The 22,244-nt window shown below is 32.1% G+C and carries 17 protein-coding genes; 13 read left to right on the plus strand and 4 right to left on the minus strand.

Annotation, left to right across the window (positions count from 1 at the left end; translation table 11 throughout):
- The 10 genes from OZP06_RS15600 to bshA all read left to right on the plus strand — a co-directional run bounded on the left by OZP06_RS15600 (position 1) and on the right by bshA (position 13,493).
- Positions 1-1,335, plus strand: coding sequence for a (Fe-S)-binding protein (locus OZP06_RS15600; protein WP_269222684.1), 1,335 nt, complete (start codon positions 1-3; stop codon positions 1,333-1,335).
- 82 nt (positions 1,336-1,417) lie between these two features.
- Complete coding sequence (locus OZP06_RS15605) at positions 1,418-2,209, plus strand: (Fe-S)-binding protein (RefSeq protein ID WP_269222685.1); 792 nt, start codon at positions 1,418-1,420, stop codon at positions 2,207-2,209.
- A gap of 2 nt (positions 2,210-2,211) precedes the next feature.
- Positions 2,212-2,988: a phosphatase PAP2 family protein gene (locus OZP06_RS15610; protein WP_269222686.1), complete on the plus strand. Its 777-nt coding sequence runs from the start codon at positions 2,212-2,214 to the stop codon at positions 2,986-2,988.
- A 77-nt stretch (positions 2,989-3,065) separates the two neighbouring features.
- Entirely contained in the window at positions 3,066-3,548 is a 483-nt protein-coding gene (locus OZP06_RS15615; protein ID WP_281239834.1) for an ABC transporter ATPase, read from the plus strand.
- A 19-nt stretch (positions 3,549-3,567) separates the two neighbouring features.
- The gene (locus tag OZP06_RS15620) at positions 3,568-4,182 is read left to right on the plus strand and encodes a phosphatase PAP2 family protein (protein ID WP_281323948.1); all 615 of its coding nucleotides are present in this window, start codon (positions 3,568-3,570) and stop codon (positions 4,180-4,182) included.
- Between the two features lie 76 nt (positions 4,183-4,258).
- A complete protein-coding gene (locus OZP06_RS18040) occupies positions 4,259-4,576 on the plus strand; it encodes a DUF6660 family protein (protein WP_348651435.1) in 318 nt (105 codons plus the stop codon).
- 106 nt (positions 4,577-4,682) lie between these two features.
- Positions 4,683-8,984 carry a CusA/CzcA family heavy metal efflux RND transporter gene (locus OZP06_RS15625; protein WP_281323949.1) on the plus strand — a complete coding sequence of 1,434 codons (4,302 nt, stop codon included), beginning with the start codon at positions 4,683-4,685 and terminating at the stop codon, positions 8,982-8,984.
- Positions 8,985-8,993: 9 nt separating this feature from the next.
- Positions 8,994-10,148, plus strand: a complete 1,155-nt coding sequence (locus OZP06_RS15630) for an efflux RND transporter periplasmic adaptor subunit (protein WP_269222689.1) — start codon at positions 8,994-8,996, stop codon at positions 10,146-10,148.
- A 63-nt stretch (positions 10,149-10,211) separates the two neighbouring features.
- On the plus strand, positions 10,212-12,197 hold the full coding sequence (locus tag OZP06_RS15635; RefSeq protein WP_281323950.1) for a heavy metal translocating P-type ATPase: 1,986 nt from the start codon (positions 10,212-10,214) through the stop codon (positions 12,195-12,197).
- 162 nt (positions 12,198-12,359) lie between these two features.
- Positions 12,360-13,493, plus strand: a complete 1,134-nt coding sequence (bshA, locus tag OZP06_RS15640; protein WP_269222690.1) for an N-acetyl-alpha-D-glucosaminyl L-malate synthase BshA — start codon at positions 12,360-12,362, stop codon at positions 13,491-13,493.
- A 42-nt stretch (positions 13,494-13,535) separates the two neighbouring features.
- Here bshA and OZP06_RS15645 read toward each other — a convergent pair whose 3' ends face one another.
- Complete coding sequence (locus OZP06_RS15645) at positions 13,536-14,036, minus strand: hypothetical protein (protein WP_269222691.1); 501 nt, start codon at positions 14,034-14,036, stop codon at positions 13,536-13,538.
- Between the two features lie 320 nt (positions 14,037-14,356).
- On the opposite strand from OZP06_RS15645, the gene aroC reads away from it, so the two are divergent.
- From aroC to OZP06_RS15660, 3 genes are all read left to right on the plus strand, one after another.
- On the plus strand, positions 14,357-15,418 hold the full coding sequence (aroC, locus tag OZP06_RS15650; protein WP_269222692.1) for a chorismate synthase: 1,062 nt from the start codon (positions 14,357-14,359) through the stop codon (positions 15,416-15,418).
- Positions 15,419-15,484: 66 nt separating this feature from the next.
- Complete coding sequence (locus OZP06_RS15655; protein ID WP_281239827.1) at positions 15,485-16,750, plus strand: cation:dicarboxylase symporter family transporter; 1,266 nt, start codon at positions 15,485-15,487, stop codon at positions 16,748-16,750.
- Positions 16,751-16,924: 174 nt separating this feature from the next.
- Positions 16,925-19,135: a response regulator gene (locus tag OZP06_RS15660; protein WP_281323951.1), complete on the plus strand. Its 2,211-nt coding sequence runs from the start codon at positions 16,925-16,927 to the stop codon at positions 19,133-19,135.
- 30 nt (positions 19,136-19,165) lie between these two features.
- Here the strand turns inward: OZP06_RS15660 and OZP06_RS15665 are convergent, their stop codons facing one another.
- From OZP06_RS15665 to OZP06_RS15675, 3 genes are all read right to left on the minus strand, one after another.
- On the minus strand, positions 19,166-19,633 hold the full coding sequence (locus OZP06_RS15665) for an Hsp20/alpha crystallin family protein (protein ID WP_281323952.1): 468 nt from the start codon (positions 19,631-19,633) through the stop codon (positions 19,166-19,168).
- A 158-nt stretch (positions 19,634-19,791) separates the two neighbouring features.
- Complete coding sequence (locus tag OZP06_RS15670) at positions 19,792-21,042, minus strand: DEAD/DEAH box helicase (protein ID WP_281239824.1); 1,251 nt, start codon at positions 21,040-21,042, stop codon at positions 19,792-19,794.
- 98 nt (positions 21,043-21,140) lie between these two features.
- Entirely contained in the window at positions 21,141-22,181 is a 1,041-nt protein-coding gene (locus tag OZP06_RS15675; RefSeq protein WP_281239823.1) for a formimidoylglutamase, read from the minus strand.
- Between the last annotated feature and the right edge of the window lie 63 nt (positions 22,182-22,244).

The raw sequence follows: 22,244 nt of genomic DNA on the forward strand, positions 1-22,244 counted from the left end.
ATGGGTTATCTAAGTAATGTGTTATTTGCCATTCTTTTGTTTATTGGATTCGGATATTTTTATTTGAATGTTAAAAAAATCATCAGAAATATAAATCTGGGTGTTGCTGTTAATCGCAAAGATAATGCAAAAGTAAGATGGAGAAATATGGCTATGATTGCTCTTGGGCAATCCAAAATGGTTAAAAGACCAGTTGCAGGTATTCTTCATATTATTGTATATGTTGGTTTCATTATTATCAACATCGAATTATTAGAAATTATTATAGATGGGTTATTTGGTACTCATAGAGTTTTTGCTCCTCTTGGAGTTGTTTATGATGTGTTAATTGGTTTTTTCGAAATATTAGCACTTCTTGTTTTGGTTGCTGTTTTTACCTTTTGGATCAGAAGAAATATTATAAAACTTAAAAGATTCATCAGTTCAGATTTAATTGGAAGTCCGAAAAATGATGCTAATTACATCTTGTATTTCGAAGTAGTTTTAATGACTTTGTTTTTATTAATGAACGCTACTGATTTGCATTTGCAAAATATACCTGGAGGTTTTTCTCATTTTATAAAAGCAGGATCTTTTCCGGTAAGCCAATTTATTGCCCCTGTTTTCAACGGAATGACCAATGAATTAGTGATGTTATTAAATGAAGGTTTTTGGTGGTTACACATTGTAGGGATTTTGATTTTTATGAACTATTTGTATTTTTCAAAACACTTACATATTTTATTGGCTTTCCCAAACACTTATTTCGCCAACTTAAATCCACAAGGACAATTTGATAATTTAGCTTCGGTAACTGCCGAAGTAAAATTGATGATGGATCCCAATGCCGATCCTTTTGCAGCAGCACCTATATCTGAAAATGATGTCCCAAGTAAATTCGGTGCTAGTGATATTCAAGATTTAAATTGGGTTCAATTATTAAATGCTTATACGTGTACAGAATGCGGACGTTGTACGTCAGCTTGCCCAGCAAATCAAACTGGAAAAAAATTGTCTCCTCGTAAAATTATGATGTCCACAAGAGATCGTATTGAAGAAGTTGGGAAAAATATAGATGCAAACAAAGGTGTTTTTGTACCAGACAACAAAGCTTTGTTGAATGATTATATTACTCCTGAAGAACTGTGGGCATGTACGTCTTGTAATGCTTGTGTTGAGGAATGTCCTGTAAGTATTAGTCCACTTTCAATTATTATGGATATGAGACGTTATCTAGTAATGGAACAAAGTGCTGCTCCTTTGCCGATAAATGCAATGATGACCAATATTGAAAATAATGGTGCACCTTGGCAATACAGCCAACAGGATCGTTTGAATTGGAAAGATGAAAATTAGACTTATAAATATTTCGTTTTAAAAGAAAAAAAATACAAGCAATAAATGTTTTGGCATTTAATGCAAAAAAAACATAAAAATTATGTCAGAAAGTTTAATAGTGCCAACAATGGCCGAAATGCTAGCTCAAGGAAAACAACCAGAAGTTTTATTTTGGGTAGGTTGTGCAGGAAGTTTTGACGATAGAGCTAAGAAAATAACAAAAGCTTTTGTACGAATATTAAATCGTGCTAATGTTTCTTTTGCTGTTTTAGGTACCGAAGAAAGCTGTACTGGTGATCCTGCAAAACGAGCTGGAAATGAATTTTTGTTCCAGATGCAAGCCATGATGAATATAGAAGTGCTAAATGCGTATGAAGCAAAAAAAATTGTTACTGCTTGTCCGCATTGTTTCAATACTTTAAAAAATGAATATCCAGAATTAGGAGGTCATTATGAAGTAGTACATCATACAGAATTCCTTAAATCATTGCTAGATTCAGGACGATTGACTATAGAAGGCGGCCAATTTAAAGGAAAGCGAATTACATTTCATGATCCTTGTTATTTAGGAAGAGCTAATAATGTTTATGAAGCACCAAGAGAATTAATTCAGAAATTGGATGTTGAATTGCTAGAGATGAAACGATCTAAAGCTAATGGTTTATGTTGTGGAGCTGGTGGTGCGCAAATGTTTAAAGATGCAGAGCCAGGCAATAAAGAAATCAATGTAGAAAGAACAGAAGATGCTCTTGAAACGAAGCCAGATATTATTGCTGCTGGTTGTCCTTTTTGTAATACGATGTTAACCGACGGTGTTAAAAACAAAGAAAGAGAAGGCGATGTTAAAGTGATGGATATTGCCGAATTGATTGCCAACGCTCAAGATCTTTAAATATGAATTTTAGAAAAATTGTTTTACTACTGTTAATGCCAATTTGGAGTTCCTTATTTGCTCAGACATTGGTAAAAACAAATTTTCAAGATTCAATTCCTGATTCGAGTGCTGTTAAGCAATTTAAATTCAATCCCAAACAATTAATACTTCCTGCTACATTAATAGGATTTGGTGTAATTGGTATTAATAGTGATCAAATTAAAGATTTTAATTCTGAAGTTAGTGAAGAAGTAGTAGAGCACATCGATAAACAAATAACAATTGATGACTTTACCCAATATGCCCCAGGAGCTGCTGTTTATGCTTTGGGTGCCTTTGGTGTAAAAGGAAAAAATAATTTGAAAGATAAATCAATTATTCTTGCCAGTTCATTTTTAATAATGAATATTACCGTTTTAAGTTTAAAGTCAATCACAAAAGTAGAAAGGCCTGACGGGACAAGTAATAATTCTTTTCCTTCAGGACATACCGCAACTGCTTTTATGGGCGCTGAATTTCTATATCAAGAATATAAAGATGTTTCTGTTTGGTATGGTGTTTCGGGCTATTTTGTTGCCGCAGCCACAGGTGCCTTCAGAGTATATAATAATCGGCATTGGGTCACCGATGTAGCTGCAGGTGCAGGAATAGGAATTTTAAGTGCCAAAGCGGGTTATTGGTTGTTTCCTAAAATAAATAAAATATTCGCATCAAAAAGTAATCCAAATAAAAAATCTGCGTTCATCCCTTATTACAATGGCAAGCAAGTTGGATTTGGATTTGTTTCATCATTTTAATAAATAAAATTTTAGTTTTGATGAAACTAAAAATAAATCTCAATAAAATTAATTTTGCAATCTAAAATATAAATACCATGTACGTTCCTTTTGAAAATTTACCCGAAGAATCTAGAATTTGGATTTATCAATCGAATAGAAAATTCTCGGATGCAGAGTTTTCTGAAATCGAAACCGATTTACAAGCATTTCTTAACGAATGGGCTGCACACGGAACAAGTCTTGAATCATCGTATTTGTTGAAATACAATCGTTTTATAATAATTGCTGTTAATCAAGAAGTGCAAGCAGCAACGGGTTGTTCTATCGACTCCTCTGTAGAATTCATTCAAAGTCTAGAAAAAAAATACAATGTAGATTTATTAGACAAAATGAATGTTACTTTCAAACTTGGAGAGCATATTGCACATAAACCATTAATTGATTTTAAAAAAATGGTTAAAGACAAAGCTGTTACTGAAAATACTATTGTCTTTAATAATTTGGTTAATAATATTGAAGAGTTTAATGAATCATGGGAAGTTCCTGCCATAGATAGCTGGCACAGCCGTTTTTTTTAAACCAATTCACAAAGTCAATATGTCAAAAATTCTGTCCCTTTTTATATTCTTTTTTTGTTTTTCAATTTCAAATGCACAAAATTCAGATATTGATCTTTTAAAGAAAATAAATAGCAATAGAAATACTGGTATCGAGTCGACAATGATTGGCATTACCAATAGTGCTATGCCTGTCAGTATCGGTACTCCGGTAATTATTTATGCAGTTGGATTAATAGAAAAAGATAGTACTACTAAGAAAAAAGCAATTTTTATTGGAGAAACATTAGCTGCTTCGGCGTTTGTTTCTATAGCTTTAAAAAGCAGTACTAAAAGAGACAGACCTTACGAAACTTATCCAGAGATAGATAATGTTACTGAAGAAAGCAGTTATTCTTTTCCTTCGGCTCATACTTCAGCTGCTTTTGCAACAGCCATATCTTTGAGTATGGCTTACCCGAAATGGTATGTTATTGCTCCGTCTTTCTTGTGGGCAGGTGCGGTAGGCTATTCCCGCATGTATCTTGGCGTACATTATCCCACAGATGTTTTAGCGGGTGCTATTGTAGGTAGTGGTTCTGCTTTTTTGTGTTATAAATTGAATAAGTGGATTAATAAAAAAAGAGCTCCTCACCAGAAAAAGCTTTGGGAATAATTTATTTAAGGATTTAAAGTTTAAGTGTTAAGTTTAAAAGTATTGAGTTTTAATTGTAAAATGTATTTTTGTTTTTGTGAAATGGACTAGTTCAATATTGTCAGTACTGTTTATTCTACTCTCGTGTTTGCCTTGTGCAGATATAGAAGGGAATAATTCAATGCACACTGTTGTTGAAAAAAGTAGCTCAAATCATAATCAAGATAATGATTCTTGTTCCCCTTTTTGCTTTTGCAACTGCTGTAATTCTCAAATTTTTGCAATTGATACAACTATTAAAAATTTAGATTTTGTTATTTTTAAAAAGTTTGAAGAAAACAAAATCCCAGAATATAAATCCATACTTGCTTCCAATTTCTTCGGAAGTATTTGGCAACCCCCTCAAATAGTATAATGAAACCTGATTTCAATTAGTATTGAATATTAGGATAGAGAGTTGTGGCTTTTCCACAAAATAATAGACCATTTAGGTCCAATTTCTCATTCATTATATTTAAAAAATGATATATAAAATAATAGCATTTTCAGTTAATAACAAACTGATTACAGGAGTTCTATTGTCGATTTTTGTTATGTTTGGCGTTTATTCATTTACGCAATTAAGTGTTGATGCATTGCCAGATGTAACCAATAATCAAGTGCAAGTAATAACCACTACACCAAACCTTGCTACTCAAGAAGTAGAACAATTTATAACTTATCCATTAGAAACTGAATTCAAATCATTGTCGGAAATGGTTGAATTACGAAGTACAAGCCGTTCGGGTTTGTCTGTAATTACAATTGTTTTCAAAGATAACGTGCCAGTGAACATTGCTCGTCAACGTGTTGATGAAAAAATAAAAATGGCGACGGATAATATTCCGAAACAATACGGAATGCCAGAATTATTGCCTCCAACTACAGGACTTGGCGAAATTTTTCAATATGTATTAGTTCCTGATAAAGGTTATGAAGAAAAATACAATTTAACTGAATTAAGAACCATTCAGGATTGGATTGTAAGGCGTCAATTACTAGGAACTATTGGAGTAGTTGATGTGAGTAGTTTTGGTGGAAAACTTAAGCAGTACGAAGTTTCGGTAAAGCCTGAACGATTGGCGGCCAACAATCTTACGCTTATTGATGTTTTTGATGCTTTGCAAAACAACAATGAAAACACAGGAGGAAGTTATATTGACAAAGGCCCCAATATTTATTTCATTCGTGGCGAAGGATTAATCCAAAACATCGATGACATTAATAACATCGTTGTAAAAAACAATTCGGGTGTTCCCATTTTAATAAAAGATATTGCCGAAGTTAAATTTGGATTTGCACCTCGTTATGGAGCTATGACCAGAAATGGAAAAGGAGAAACTGTTGGAGGTGTTGTTTTAATGCAAAAAGGGGAGAACGCTGTTAGAGTAATTGAGCGTGTCAAAGAAAGGATGCAATCAATTGAAAAATCATTGCCCAAAGGCGTCAAAATTGATGTTTTTGTTGATAGAACCAAACTTATTGAGAAAACCGTTAGTACGGTTTCTACCAATTTGTTAGAGGGAGCCCTAATTGTAATTTTAGTTTTAGTATTGTTTTTAGGAAGTTTGAGAGCCGGTTTGATAGTTGCATCTGTTATTCCGTTAGCTATGCTTTTTGCCATAATCATAATGAACCTGCTTGGTTTAAGCGCCAATTTGATGAGTATGGGTGCTTTGGATTTTGGATTAATTGTAGATGGCGCCGTTATTGTTGTCGAAGCCACTTTGCATATTTTTTCAAAGCATTATAAGCACAATACACTTTCTCAAAATAAAATGGACCATGAAGTAATAAAAAGTTCATCAAAAATCATGAGTTCTGCCATTTTCGGGCAAATTATAATCCTGATTGTTTACATTCCGTTGTTTATGCTAAGCGGTGTCGAGGGTAAAATGTTTATGCCAATGGCGCAAACGGTAAGTTTTGCAATCGTTGGGGCATTATTACTTTCTCTTACGTATGTGCCTTGGGCGAGCAGTCTTTTTTTAAGCAAAAAAATCAGTAATGAACCCAATTTTACGGACCGATTTATCAATAAATTAAATAATTGGTATCAACCAGTTTTAGTTATTGCTATAAGACGAAAATTTGAGGTTATTGGTAGTGCAGTTTTTTTATTCATTGCTTCATTATTTCTTTTCAATTCATTGGGTGGAGAGTTTATTCCTGAATTAGACGAAGGTGATTTTGCTGCAAATTATACCATTAGACAAGGAAGCAGTTTGCCTCAAACCATTGAAGTTGGCACCCAATTAGAAAGACTTTTAAAGGAATTCCCTGAAGTTGAAGAAGCAGTTAGCAAAATTGGGAGCAGTGAAATACCAACAGATCCAATGCCTATTGAAAGTGCTGATTTGATAATGGTTTTAAAAGACAAAAAAGAATGGACAACAGCCGATAATAAAGAAGATTTAGCCGATAAAATGAATGAAAAATTAAGCCAAATTCCAGGTTGTAATATATCTTTTGAGCAACCCATTCAAATGCGTTTTAACGAATTGATTGCTGGGGTGAAATCAGATATTGCCATAAAAATATTTGGTGATGATTTGGATAAACTTTTTTCAGAAGCCAACAAAGCGGTTTCAATTATTAACAAAATAGAGGGTTTGACCGATATAAAAGTCGAGCAAGTTACAGGAATGCCACAATTAGTTGTGAAATACAATCGAAACCAAATTGCGCAATACGGCTTGAATATTGCAGAGGTGAATCGAATTCTGAATACGGCTTACGCAGGCGGGACAACGGGTGTAGTGTATGAGGGCGAACGAAAATTTGATTTGGTTGTTCGTATTCCTAAAGATGAAAATACCGACATTGATGCTTTAAAATCTTTATTGATACCAACACCAAAAGGGAATCAAATTCCGTTGAACGAAGTCGCCGAACTCAATTTTAAAACTGCACCATCACAAATAAGCAGGGAGGAAGCACAGCGCAGAATTGTTATCGAAGCCAATGTTCGTGGCCGTGATGTAGAAAGTGTAGTTTTGGAAATTCAGAAAAAATTAGATGCCAAATTAAAATTACCGGAAGGCTATTTTATAAAATACGGAGGACAATTTCAAAACCTTCAAGAAGCCAAAGGGAGATTGCTATTGGCTGTTCCTTTAGCGCTTTTGCTTATTTTCTTTCTGCTCTTTTTGTCGTTCCGTTCCCTCAAAGAAGCTACTATAATTTTCTCTGCAATTCCCTTAGCTTCAATAGGTGGCATATTTGCTTTGTGGAGCCGTGGAATGAATTTTAGTATTTCGGCAGGAGTTGGTTTTATTGCACTTTTTGGCGTTGCTGTTTTGAATGGAATAGTATTAATTAGCTATTATAACCAACTTAAAGAAGAAGGTGAAGACAATCTTTTGCAACGTATTTACAAAGGAAGTAGCGCGAGATTACGACCAATTTTAGCAACGGCAACAGTAGCTTCATTAGGTTTTCTGCCAATGGCTTTGAGTACAAGTGCAGGTGCAGAAGTTCAAAAACCTTTGGCAACAGTTGTAATTGGAGGCTTGTTAACTTCAACATTACTGACTTTGTTTGTTTTACCCGTTTTATACTATTTAGTTATGTCTTCAAAAAAAATAAAAGTTAATCCTAAAATTGCATCAATTGTTGTTTTGCTTTTTAGTTGTTATTCTTTTAATGCTAATGCACAAAATAGTCCTTTGCAATTGAACGATGCGATAGAATCTGCGTTGAAAAATTATCCAACCATACAACAGGCAACTTTGCAAACAGAGCAGCAACAAGCATTAACAAAAATAGCTACTATTCTGGACCCATTCAATATTAATAGTAATTTGGGTCAAATGAACAGTAAATTGTTTGATTATAATGTAGGAGTTGCACAAGGTTTTAAATTATCGAATAAAGCAGATAGAAATCTGCTGAATCAAAATGTAACCGTTGCCAAATCTTTTGAAGCCGTTACCAAAAATGAACTGATCAAAAACGTTTCAAGTGCTTATTTATTTTGGATTTATAATGTGCAACAATACAATTTGCTGCTCGAAATAGACAACATTTTTGCAGACTATGAAAAGTATGCAGACAAGAAATTTCAGGTTGGCGAAAGCAATAAACTCGAAAAAATAAACGTCAAATTGCAACACAAGGATTTAAAATTGCAATTGGCAGAAGTTAATACTCATGTATCTTTTTATTTGGCAGAATTGCAAAAATGGACTCGAAATAATATAGAGTATCAAGCCCCAACAAAATATGAATCTTTACCCGAAATTAATCTAAGCGATAGTACTTTAGTCAAAAATCATCCCGTTTTACAGTTTTTACAACAGCAAATTATTGCTAAAGAATTGGCGATTAAATCTGAAAAGGCAAAGGCAAATCCATCATTCAATTTGGGTGTCAATGCACAAAGTCTGGACAAAGAAACTCCGTTTTATTATGGAAGTGTAGGGATTAATATTCCATTATTTAGAAATGGAATTGAGGAAAAAACACAGGTGGCAAAATTAGAAACTGAAATCGCTAAAAAAGAATTAGAGAAATCGCAACAGGAATTGGCAACTGTCTATTTGCAACAATACCAACTCCAAAAACAATATTTAGAGCAACTCAATTATTATAAAACGGAGGGAATTCCAATGGCAGAAATGATTATCAATTCGGCGCAACGGCTATACAAATCAGGAGATATTGGTTATATCGAATATACCCAAAACCTTAAAGATGCCAACAAAATTAAAAGTGATTATTTGATTGCAATGAACAATTACAATCAAACGATAATCAACATTCAATATTTAGTAAACAAATAAAATACAGCAATGAAAAATAATATAGCAATCTTGTTCTTTCTAGTTTTAGCTCTAATCTCCTGCAAAAATAATGCAGAGAAAGCACCAATAACTAATGATTCGAAGGAGGATGTAACCGAAAAATTAGTTGTAACTTTTACGGATTCTCAAATAAAGGCGATAGACTTACAGTTAGGTAATTTTGAAAAGAAAAACTTGACCACAACTTTAAAGATAAATGGAAAATTATCATTGCCACCACAACATCAAGCGCAAGTGAGTATATTGATGGGAGGTGTAGTAAAAAACATTTTGGTTCAAGAAGGGGAATTTGTAACAGCCGGAAAAACCTTGGCAACCATTGTCAATGCTGAAGTGATACAATTGCAACAAGATTACTTAGAGAACAATGCTAACCTTAATTATTTGGAAAAAGAATACCAACGCCAAAAAGAATTGAGAGATGATAATATCAATGCAGGAAAAACGTATCAGCAAGCTCAAAGAGAATTACAAATTGTCCAAGCTAAAAAAGTAACATTAAGTTCTAAATTGGCACAATTGGGTATTAATGCAAGTAAATTATCATCAAAAAATATTGCTTCGAGTATTGCAATTTCGGCACCAATAAGCGGGTATATTCAGCATATTAATTTAAGTATGGGTAAATTTGCAGAAGCCAACGCTGTCTTGTTTGAAATCATTGACAATCACTTTTTACATTTGGATTTAAAAGTTTTTGAAAAAGACATTCACAAAATAAAAATTGGTCAATCAATTACTTTTAGTGATGCGAATGATGTTTCGCATACACATCCAGCTAAAATTTATGCTATTAACAAAGCATTTGAACCCAATGAACAAGCGGTTTTGGTACACGCCAAAATAAATGAAACTACTGAAACGCTGTTGCCGGGAATGTATATAGAGGCGAGAGTAAAAATTGATAATAACAACACAACGGCACTACCAACAGAAGCAATAGTGAACAACGGAAACGACCATTTTATTTTTGTTTCAGTAAGTAAAAATACCTTTCAACAAATAAAAGTGACTATTGGTACTACAGATTTAGGTTTTACCGAAGTTAAGGTAATAGATGAAGTTCCAGCCGAAGCTAAAGTTGTAATCAAAGGAGCGTATTATTTATTGTCAGAATTGACGAAAGGTAGTGGAGAAGAATAAAACAGTTATTTTACTAACTGTAATATTGGTTATTATGTTATAATTTTGATATAAATAAACAAAATGGATAAGACATTTAAAGATTCTATAAATATAAAAACAAATAAATCGGATAGTTGCTGTTCGACTCATGATGAACACATACATTCAGATGATGATAGTCATGACCACGACCATTCGCACGGAGATGGAAGTTATTTTCAAATGTTCTTTCCATCTGTAATTTCTTTTTGTTTATTGCTAATTGGAATTGTTTTGGATAATTATTTTCCTCAAACTTGGTTTACAAATTGGGTTCGAATTGGTTGGTATATTGTTGCATACATTCCAGTTGGTTTTCCAGTTTTAAAAGAAACTTTTGAAGGTATTAAAACCGGGCAGTTTTTTTCAGAATTTTCATTGATGGTAATAGCTACTTTAGGAGCGTTTGCTATTGGTCAATATCCAGAAGGTGTTGCCGTAATGTTATTTTATGGTATTGGTGAGAATTTTCAAGGGCTAGCGGTTAAAAGGGCCAAGTCCAATATTAAATTATTATTAGATCAAAGACCTGATTTTGCAACTGTTTTAGAAGGCAATAAAACGGTTTCAGTTAAAGCATCCGAAATTGGTATTGGAGCCATTATTCAATTAAAACCAGGAGAAAAATTAGCTTTAGACGGAAAACTTATTTCTGAAAGTGCTACTTTTAATACTGCCGCTTTAACTGGTGAAAGCAAGCCAGATAGTAAGAAAAAAAATGAAATTGTATTGGCTGGGATGATCAATTTAAACACAGTTGTTGAAGTTGAAGTTACGACTGCTTATACCGATAGTAAGCTCTCTAAAATCTTGGAAATGGTGCAAGAGGCAACTGCCAAAAAAGCACCTACTGAATTGTTTATTCGAAAGTTTGCAAAAATATACACTCCAATTGTAGTTTATTTGGCAATGGCAATTTGTTTGTTGCCCCTATTTTTTGTTGCCCATTATGTGTTCAGTGATTGGCTGTATCGAGCTTTGGTTTTCTTGGTAATTTCCTGTCCTTGTGCGTTGGTGATTTCCATTCCATTGGGATATTTTGGAGGAATAGGAGCTGCCAGCAAAAATGGAATACTATTTAAAGGTTCCAATTTTCTAGATATAATGTCTGCTATTCAAGTGGTGATTTTGGATAAAACGGGTACGTTGACAAAAGGCATATTTACAGTTCAAAAAGTGGAGGCCGTAGGTATTTCAGAAGATGATTTGGTTCATTATACAGCTGCTTTAGAATCTAAATCTACACATCCTGTGGGAACGGCAATTGTAGAATTTGCAAAAGGATTAGATGCAACTTTAAAAGTTACTGAAGTAGAAGAAATCCCAGGACACGGATTGAAAGGAAAGGTAAATGATGCCGAAATAATAGTTGGAAACGTAAAGTTGATGCAGCGTTTCAACATTAATTATGATTTGGAACTGGATAATTCGCCATTTACCATTATAGTTGTTGCCATAAATAATGTGTATTCAGGTTATTTTTTAATTGCCGATGAAATAAAGGAAGATGCCAAAGCAGCTATTGAAAGTTTACATAAAATAAATGTTAAAACCATAATGCTTTCGGGTGATAAGCAAGTCGTTGTTGATGCTGTTGCAAAAGAACTGAATATCGAATTGGCTTATGGGGATTTATTACCCGAAAATAAAGCAGAAAAAGTTGAAGCATTAAAATCACAAAATTTAAAAGTGGCTTTTGTTGGCGATGGCGTAAACGATGCGCCAGTGATTGCCCTTGCCGATGCTGGAATTGCAATGGGAGGATTAGGAAGTGACGCCACTATCGAAACGGCTGATATTGTCATTCAAAACGACCAACCGACAAAAATTTACACAGCGATACATATAGGGAAACAAACGAAAAAAATTGTTTGGCAAAATATAACCATGGCATTTGTAGTGAAAGCATTTGTTTTAATTCTTGGCGCAGGAGGCTTAGCAACAATGTGGGAGGCCGTTTTTGCAGATGTAGGAGTAGCGTTATTAGCCATTTTGAATGCTGTTCGGATTCAGAGAATGAAATTTTAAAAGTTAAATTTTAACTTAATTTTATACTTAAAGAGACCTAATCTCCTTAATTTCGTTCCACTTAAAAAACATACATGAAATCGCCATTAACAACAAGTTTGTTGTGATAAACCAATACAATATGGCGATACCATGTTTCCAAAATTTAAATATTATCTATACATGAAAATAGCAATAGTTTGTTATCCAACATTTGGCGGAAGTGGCGTAGTTGCTACAGAATTAGGTCTTGAATTAGCCAGACGTGGTCACGAAATTCATTTTATTACATACAGCCAACCTGTGCGATTGGCATTATTAAATCCCAACGTTCATTATCACGAAGTAGTAGTTCCAGAATATCCATTATTCCATTTTCAGCCTTATGAATTGGCTTTGTCAAGTAAATTGGTGGATATGGTAAAATTGTATAAAATAGAATTGTTGCATGTGCATTACGCTATTCCTCATGCGTATGCAGGCTATATGGCCAAGCAAATGTTGAAAGACGAAGGCATTAATATTCCAATGGTAACAACGTTGCATGGTACGGATATTACATTGGTTGGGAATCATCCTTTTTATAAACCAGCAGTAACTTTTAGTATCAATAAATCTGATTTTGTGACTTCGGTTTCTCAAAGTTTGAAAGACGATACCTTGAAATTATTCAATATAAAAAATGAAATTCAAGTAATCCCTAATTTTATAGAATTAGATAAAAACAAGTACGATCCTACTGTTCCATGTAGTCGTTCGGTAATGGCCAATCCTAATGAAAGAATCATTACGCATATCAGTAATTTTAGAAAAGTAAAACGAATTCCAGATATTATTAAAATATTCTATAAAATTCAGAAAGAAATCCCTGCGAAATTGATGATGGTAGGAGATGGACCAGAAAAAGAAAAGGCTGAAAAAATGTGTCGAAAGTTTGGGATACAGGATAAAGTCATATTTTTTGGAAATAGTAATGAAATAGATCGCATTTTATGTCTTACAGATTTGTTTCTTTTACCATCAGAAACAGAGAGTTTCGGATTGGCTGCTTTAGAAGCAATGGCTTGTGGTGTGCCTGTAATATCAAGTAATTCTGGTGGTTTACCTGAAGTGAATATGGATGGTGTTTCTGGATATTTGAGTGATGTTGGAAAAATAAATGAAATGGCGCAAAATGCTTTAAAAATATTAAAAGAGGATGCCGTTCTTGCTCAATTCAAAAAGAATGCTTTGCACGTAGCAGAGAAATTCGATATTAAAAATATACTTCCTATTTATGAAGCTCTTTATGAAAAGGCAATAAATCAGTATCAGTAATTTTAGTAGATCCATCTTGTTTTACAATAAGATGGGTTTTTTTTAGAATCTATATCGTATTGCCAATCCGACATTAAAACCAAAATCGTTTTTTTCATAATTATTAAAAACAAATTCAGGTCTTGTATCCATGGCTAATTGTATTGGGATTTCTTTAAAATTATATTCAATTCCAATATTACCATTTAGTACCGCAAATAGTCCATTGTCACCAGCATATTCATTATTGTAATTATCATTGGTATTCCAAGACCCTAAACCACCTCCAAAACCAGCATACCAATCTAATTCTTTTTCAATTTTCCAATACCATTGATAAATACCTGATATTTTGAGTGCATCGGTATGGTTATCATTAGTAAAACCAAAATCTAGTTCTAATCGATTTTTTAGAGAAATCTTTTTTTGATAAGTAATCTCAACTCCAAAACCATGATTGTTACCAAAACGCAATCCGATTGTATTTTTAGAACTAATTTCTTGTGCTTGAACAGTTAATGAAAAAACGATCACTGTATAAATGGAGTAAAGATTTTTATTCATTTCTAATTTATTTAGTATTTGAAATCCTTAAGTTTTATAAATATAATAAAAAAAATACTTGAATATTTAATTAATGATTGATTAATCAGATTGTTAAGTTTTGTTTTTTCATAATATAAAATGATATAATAGTATTTTAAATTATAGTTTTTAGTGTTTTTATAAAGAATATTACATTGTATTTTAAGAATTTGATTTCTACTATTTGTAAAAAAATATCTTTTTTATAACGAATTTGAGTCAAATTATATCAAAATATTACTAATTTAAAATTTTTTCTTTAATTCATAAGACTTACATTTGCCTAAAATTTTATTACAATGGCAGGAAATAGCTACGGTACATTATATAGAGTAACTACTTTTGGTGAATCTCATGGTGAAGCATTAGGAGGAATTATAGATGGTTGTCCTTCTGGAATTCAATTGGATTTGAATGCAATTCAATTTGAAATGTCTAGACGTAAACCAGGTCAATCAGCAATTGTTACACAAAGAAAAGAACCAGACGATGTTCAATTTCTATCAGGAATTTTTGAAGGCAAAACTACTGGGACACCAATAGGTTTTATCATTCCAAATACCAATCAAAAATCAGATGATTATTCGCATATAAAAGACAATTATAGACCCAGTCATGCTGATTATGTTTATGAAAAAAAATACGGTGTGCGTGATTACCGCGGTGGTGGCCGAAGTTCTGCTCGCGAAACAGCTAGTAGAGTAGTTGCTGGTGCCATTGCTAAGCAAATGCTTCCAGATATTAAAATTAATGCGTTTGTATCTTCAGTAGGGCCTATTTTTCTAGAAAAACCATACCAAGAATTGGATTTTTCAAAAATTGAAAGCAATCCTGTTCGTTGTCCAGATGAAGAATCAGCCATAATTATGGAAGATTACATTCGTCAAATTCGTAAAGAAGGCGATACAGTAGGAGGGACCGTAACTTGTGTTATTCAAAATGTGCCTATTGGTTTGGGAGAACCTGTTTTTGATAAATTACATGCAGAGCTAGGAAAAGCAATGTTGTCTATTAATGCTGTTAAAGGTTTCGAATTTGGAAGTGGTTTTGAAGGAGTTAAAATGAAAGGGAGTGAACACAATGATTTATATAATCCAGATGGGACAACACAAACGAATCTTTCTGGCGGAATTCAAGGTGGAATAAGTAACGGAATGGATATTTATTTTCGTGTTGCTTTCAAACCAGTTGCAACTATAATGCAAAAACAAGAATCATTAGATAATAAAGGAAATATTACAGAAATGACAGGTAAAGGAAGACATGATCCTTGTGTAGTTCCTCGTGCCGTACCAATTGTAGAAGCTATGGCTGCAATTGTCTTAGCAGATTTTTATCTGATAAATAAAACCTATCTTTAATTAAAATAAAGCATACTCAGTATTTTGACGAGCTAAATATTGAGATTTAACCTTGAAATTAATTTAATGAATACGATTACAACCAAAAAACAACCCTTTTTTAAAGGCCTTACCGGTCAGATCTTAATTGCAATGCTTTTAGGAGCTGTATTAGGAGTGATTATTCATAATTCGGCTACAATTGAAACGGCTCAAGAATTTAGCAACAAAATAAAAATGTTAGCAACAATTTTTATTCGTTTAGTTCAAATGATTATTGCTCCATTGGTTTTTACGACTCTTGTTGTTGGAATTGCAAAATTAGGAGATATAAAAGCCGTTGGAAGAATTGGAGGAAAAGCTTTAGCCTGGTTTTTTACAGCTTCCTTTATTTCGCTGTTAATAGGCATGTTGTACGTGAATTTATTGCAACCTGGAGTTGGATTAAATTTATCCAATGTAGATTTGACTGCAGCTTCTGATGTTACAGCTAAAACACAAAGTTTATCATTTGAAAATTTTATTGAACATATTGTCCCTAAGAGTTTATTTGAAGCACTGGCAACCAATGAAATTTTACAAATAGTAATTTTTTCAATTTTCTTTGGATTAGCTGCCGCTTCAATAGGAGATCATGCAAAACCAGTAATTGATTTTTTAGACAGAACTTCGCATATTGTTTTAAAAATGGTGAATTTTGTAATGAAATTTGCTCCAATTGGTGTTTTTGGTGCTATTGCAGGAGTTTTTGCTGTAAGAGATTTTCAAGAATTAGCTTTTACTTATTTTAAATTTTTTGGTTCATTTCTTATCGGAATTGGAACATTATGGATAATACTTATTGCTATCGGATTCTTTTTTCTTGGAAAAAGAATGAAAACATTATTAAAGCATATCGTTAGTCCATTGATTATAGCTTTTGGAACTACAAGTTCAGAAGCCGTTTTTCCAAAGCTTACCGAAGAGCTTGAACGATTTGGAGTAAAAGATAAAATTGTTTCTTTTATGTTGCCTTTAGGATATTCATTTAACCTTGATGGTAGTATGATGTATATGACTTTTGCAGGTATTTTTATTGCACAAGCTTATGGTGTACATTTAGATTATCCAACACAGTTTACGATGCTTTTTGTATTAATGCTGACTAGTAAAGGAATTGCAGGTGTACCAAGAGCAAGTTTAGTAGTAGTTGCCGCTACTTGTGGGATGTTTAAAATTCCAATAGAAGGTATTGCTTTAATATTGCCAATTGACCATTTTTGCGACATGTTTAGAAGTGCAACCAATGTATTAGGAAATGCATTAGCAACTTCAGTAGTGGGGAAATGGGAAGATGAAAAAGAGAATAGTTAAAATAGGACTCAATACTCTTTTATTTCAGACATTATTTTTTAAAAGAAAAGCAGTTACATCTATAATGTAACTGCTTTTTTGTATGTAAATTTATGTTGCAATTGTGAAAAAATCTTGCATAAAATGTGATATATCTATGGATTATGCTGTATATTTGAAAAAATAACCACTTTTATGCCCCTAATAAGAATAACTCTATTAATTGTTTTTTTGTTTAATATTTCGGGAACTGTAGTAATTGCTCAAGCTAATTTACCAACCAATAGTGAAATTAATAAATTAATTTCAAAAGCATCTAAACTACGTGAATCAGGAAATTTTGAAAAATCCTTATTGATTTCAAGAGTTGCTTTGCGTAAAGCAATTTTAATAAAAGACAACGAACTTATTGCTGATAATTATAATAATGTTGCAGCAAATTATAATGAGCTAATAGAATTTGATAAAGCTATTTTTTATTACAATAAAGCTTTAGTTTATGCCAATTTATCCGAAAATGATTCTGTAAAACAAAGAGTCAATAATAATTTGGGAAATATGTATTGTTTTGAAAAAAAGAAATACGAAAAAGGTATTCTTTATTACAAAAAAGCTTTAGAGTGTAGCAAAAGAATTTCAGACACTTCTCAAATGGCATTTACAAACCTTAATATGGCTTGGGCTTTTTTTGATATAGGGAATTTCAAAGAAGGAGAAGATGAATTGTTATTTGTGAATTCGTATTATAAAAAAAACAAAGATGTTACTTTAACTGGTATAATTAGCATGCTTAACGGGATGTATTACAGTTATAAAAATGATACAGATAAAGCAGAAAAACACTTTTTAGAAGCCATAAAAATCGGGAAAGAAAGAAATGAAAAATCAGATTTAGCCGTTTCATATTACGAATATTCTAAGTTTTTATTAAAAAATAAAAAATATAAAAATGCTTACGAAAATTTAGCACTTTACAATAATCTAACAGAAGAATTATACGCTGAAGAAAAATTATCTAAAGCCAATATTGAAGGGATTAACTTAGAGTTGGATGAATATAAAAGAACAATTGATAAAATCGAGAATGAAAAGGATCTACAGTATCAAAGTTTAAAAAAATCTAGAATTATTGTATTACTCTTTATTATAGCAATTTTTGTTTTATTATTGTTTCTAAATTCATTAATAAAAAATAATAGATTTCGTATTAAATCGAATGCAGATTTGTTATTAGCTAACGAAGAATTAAAAATTGCCAATCAGAAAGCTCAAGAATCTTCAATTCTGAAAACACAATTTGTCTCTACAATTAGTCATGAATTGCGGACGCCGCTGTATGGAGTTGTTGGGATTACCGATTTACTTTTAGAAGAACATAAAGAACTTGCCTCAAGCCCTCATCTCAATTCATTGAAATTTTCTGCTCGTTATTTGCTGTCGCTAGTAAACGATATTTTGCAAATTAATAAAATTGAAGAAAATAAAATTGTCTTGGATAATTTGACCTTTAATTTGATAGATGAATTTAATATGATTGTAAATTCATTATCATTTATTGCAAAAAAAAATAATAATAAAGTTTTTTTAAAAATAGATAACTCGATTCCTGATAACTTGATAGGAGATAAATTGAGATTTGCTCAAATTATGATGAATTTAGTAAGTAATGCATTGAAATTTACTAAAAATGGCGAAGTGTATTTAATAGCCAATCAAGTTCAAGTTGTTGGCAAAAAGCATACTATTAAAGTAATGATAAAAGATAATGGAATTGGGATTTCTCCATTAGATCAAGATAAAATATTTGATAAATTTGTTCAAGTAGGAAGGAAGCAATTAGATTATCAAGGAACAGGTCTTGGATTATCAATTGTTAAGAGGCTTTTGGGGCTTTTTGAGAGTGATATTACTGTTGAAAGTGAGTTAGGGGTCGGTACTACTTTTACTTTTGTTATAGACTTTGAATGTGATTTGGATAAGTCTAAAGAAATTATAAATAATATTCAAGTTGATTTAACTTCAAGTCAAGTTTTTAATGTGTTAGTTGTCGAAGATAATCACATCAACCAATTGATTACAAAAAAAACTATCGAAAAAAATAATTATTCTTGTAAAGTAGTAGATGATGGTTATAAGGCATTGGAAATATTAGAGAAAGAACAATTTGATGTTATTTTGATGGATATCAATATGCCATTAATGAATGGGTTCGAAACATCAAGAAGAATTAGACAAATTGGTATAGAAACCCCTATAATTGCATTAACTGCATTTGATAAGAATGAAATTACGGACGAAGCAATTATGGCAGGAATGAATGATATTATTGTTAAGCCATTTGAGACAATTCAATTGTTTAAAGTAATTAATTGTCTCATATTAAAATCAAAAAGCGTTGTAAGTTAATACAACGCTTTTTTTTTTTCAATATTATATTTATTTAATTGAAATAGATTTTGATAATTTTTTTCTATCTCCAGGTTTTTTAGCAATGATAACATCTAGAATTCCATCTTTGTATGTAGCTTCTATTTTGTTTTCATCTGCATAATCTGGAAGATTAAAGGATCTGTAAAAAGATTTATAATTAAACTCTTTTCGAACATAATCATCTTTTTTATTAGTTATTTCTTTTTTTTCTTCTTTCTCAGCAGAAATACTAAGCATATTGTTTTCAAGTTCAATTTTAAAGTCCTCTTTTTTTAAACCAGGCGCAGCTAGTTCAATTTCAAGTTTTGTATCTGTCTCTTTTAAGTTAACAGATGGTAAATTAACCCCAATTGCCGAAATACTTCTGTCAGCCCAATCAGAGATATCTCTTGTAAAAAAATCTTCAAAAAGTGGGTTTGCAAACTGACTAATAATGGACGGAAACATTCCGTCTCTTTTTACTAAAGTTTCCATAAATTTGATTTATTAAAGTTATTATTTTACTATATCAAAAGTAGTTATATTAAACTTGTAAATAGTTGATAAATAATATTTTAACATTAAAAAAAAGCACTTTTTAACGTGTTGTTATGAAGTGCTTTTTTATAATTTATGGAGCAATTTATGTTGGTTTAATACCAACGTTTTTTGTTCTGTTTTGAAGCTTCAGATTTTCTAGATTTGTGAGCTCCGCCGCTTCGATTTGAGTTTTTTGGAGCAGTATTTTCACTTGATGGACTTCCCGAATGCCATGGATATGGATGCTCATTAATTGTTTTAACGTCTACTTTTATTAATTTTTGAATATCTTTCCAATACCCATGCTCGTCTTTACTGCAAAAAGAAATAGCGATTCCACCATTACCTGCACGCCCAGTTCTTCCAATGCGATGTACATATGTTTCTGGAATATTTGGCAAGTCAAAATTAATGACAAATGGTAGTTGATCAATATCAATTCCACGGGCAGCAATATCTGTTGCTACAAGTACACCAACTTCTTTGTTTTTGAAAGCATCAAGAACGCGTTGCCTTGCATTTTGAGATTTGTCACCATGAATTGCTTCTGCAGCAATATTGTTTTTTCTCAATGCTTTTACCACGTTGTCGGCACCATGTTTAGTTCTTGAAAAAACTAAAACATCCGATAAATTCTCATTTTTTATTAAATGATAAAGTAAGTTTCTTTTCTCAGTTTTTTCAACAAAATAGACTCTTTGTTCTACATTTTCAGCAGTTGATGAAACTGGAGATACGGTTACAGTTTCAGGATCGGTAAGAAACATTTCTGCTAATTCGCGAATAGCCATTGGCATTGTTGCCGAAAAGAAGAGAGTTTGCCTGTTTTTTGGTGTAAGCTTTACGATTTTTTTTACATCATTAACAAAACCCATATCTAGCATTTGATCCGCTTCATCAAGAACCAAAGTATGAAGATGGTCTAAATCAATAAAACCTTGTTTGTGCAAGTCTAATAGTCTTCCAGGGGTTGCAATTAGGATATCAACTCCGTTTTTTAATGCATCTACTTGTGGGTTTTGAGAAACACCTCCAAAAAGCGTTAATTGTGTTAAGTTGGTATATTTTCCATAGATATCAAAACTTTGTCCAATTTGTACCGCTAATTCTCTTGTTGGAGTTACAATTAGAGCACGTATTACTTTTGATTTTTTTGACGAACCTACAATTCGATGCAATTGATGTATTATGGGAATAGCAAATGCAGCAGTTTTTCCAGTTCCAGTTTGTGCACAACCGATTAAATCTTTGCCGGCCAAAACTAACGGTATGGCTTTTTCTTGTATGGGAGTTGCATTGGTATAGCCTTCTTCAAATACGGCTTTTTGTATACTTTTGGAAAGTGATAAATCTTCGAATAACATATTTTATATATTAAATATCTTGTATTAATTACATAGATAAGGTTACAAAGATAGTGTTATTATTTTGTTGATTAGTGATCCGGTTCAATAGGTAAGATTTATTCTATAATTGTTTTTTGTGATTTCATGAAATCTGTGACTAAATACCCAATAAGTTTACCAATTAAATGATTGTTTTTTTCTTCTCCTAAATCTGGTGCTCCTTCGCAAATATGCAAATAGGCAACGTTTTTATTTTTTGCAAAAAAAGAAACAAATTGTCGAAGTTCTTCTATCGAAAAACCACTTAACGTCATAGCACTACTGGCAATATTTGGTATTGCATCCAAATCAATTTCAATGCCAAAAGGATCATTTTTTATAAAATCGAGAGCATTAACCATTTCCTGATGAAAATCTTTTTCTTTTCTAATATTTACACTGTCATAGGTGTTGTAACGAACCCGGTCTTCTATTTTTTTTATTATATCCAATACGCTTTTAGAAGTGTAATTTTCGTGTAAACCAAAAATGAAATATTTTTTCAGAAAGCCTTCTTCGTAAGCATATGAAAAACCGTTTCCACTATGCCTACCTTCTAGAATTCGGAAATCAGAATGTGCATCAAAATTAATGGCATTAATGGATTTTCCTTTGGCTAAAGCAGCTCCTTTAATATTTCCGTAGGAATTATTATGTCCACCACCTATAACTATTGGTATTTTGCCAGATTGAATGATTTTGCATATTATATGAGAAACTTCTTTGTCAATTCTCTCAACTAATTGGCTCAATTTTGATCGATCATCAATATCATTAAAATCAAGTTCTTCAACTTCTTTCATTTCTTGTTTTACATTCAGCTGTCCTAATACAATAATTTGATTGCCTTTTGAAAAACGATTGTGTTGTATATTAGCGATACTTTTTATGGCGCTTTCCCATGCGGATGCAGCTCCTGGTCTACCATAATTAGCTCTAACTCCAATGTCTTCTGGAATGCCAAATAAAACAAACTTTGCTTCACTTGATTTAATAAAATCAATCGGATCAATGCCTTTAGGTATTGTAAGCATTTTTTCACCAAATTTGATTTCACCATTACGATGGTTTGTGATTTTGGCTAGATCGTTAATACTGAATGTGATAAGTTTTTCCATAAAAATATATTTCCCAAAAATAATATAAATGTATTAAGTTGCGTTATATATATTATTAAATTT

Source organism: Flavobacterium sp. IMCC34518, from assembly GCF_027111095.2.
Taxonomy (GTDB): Bacteria; Bacteroidota; Bacteroidia; order Flavobacteriales; family Flavobacteriaceae; genus Flavobacterium; species Flavobacterium praedii.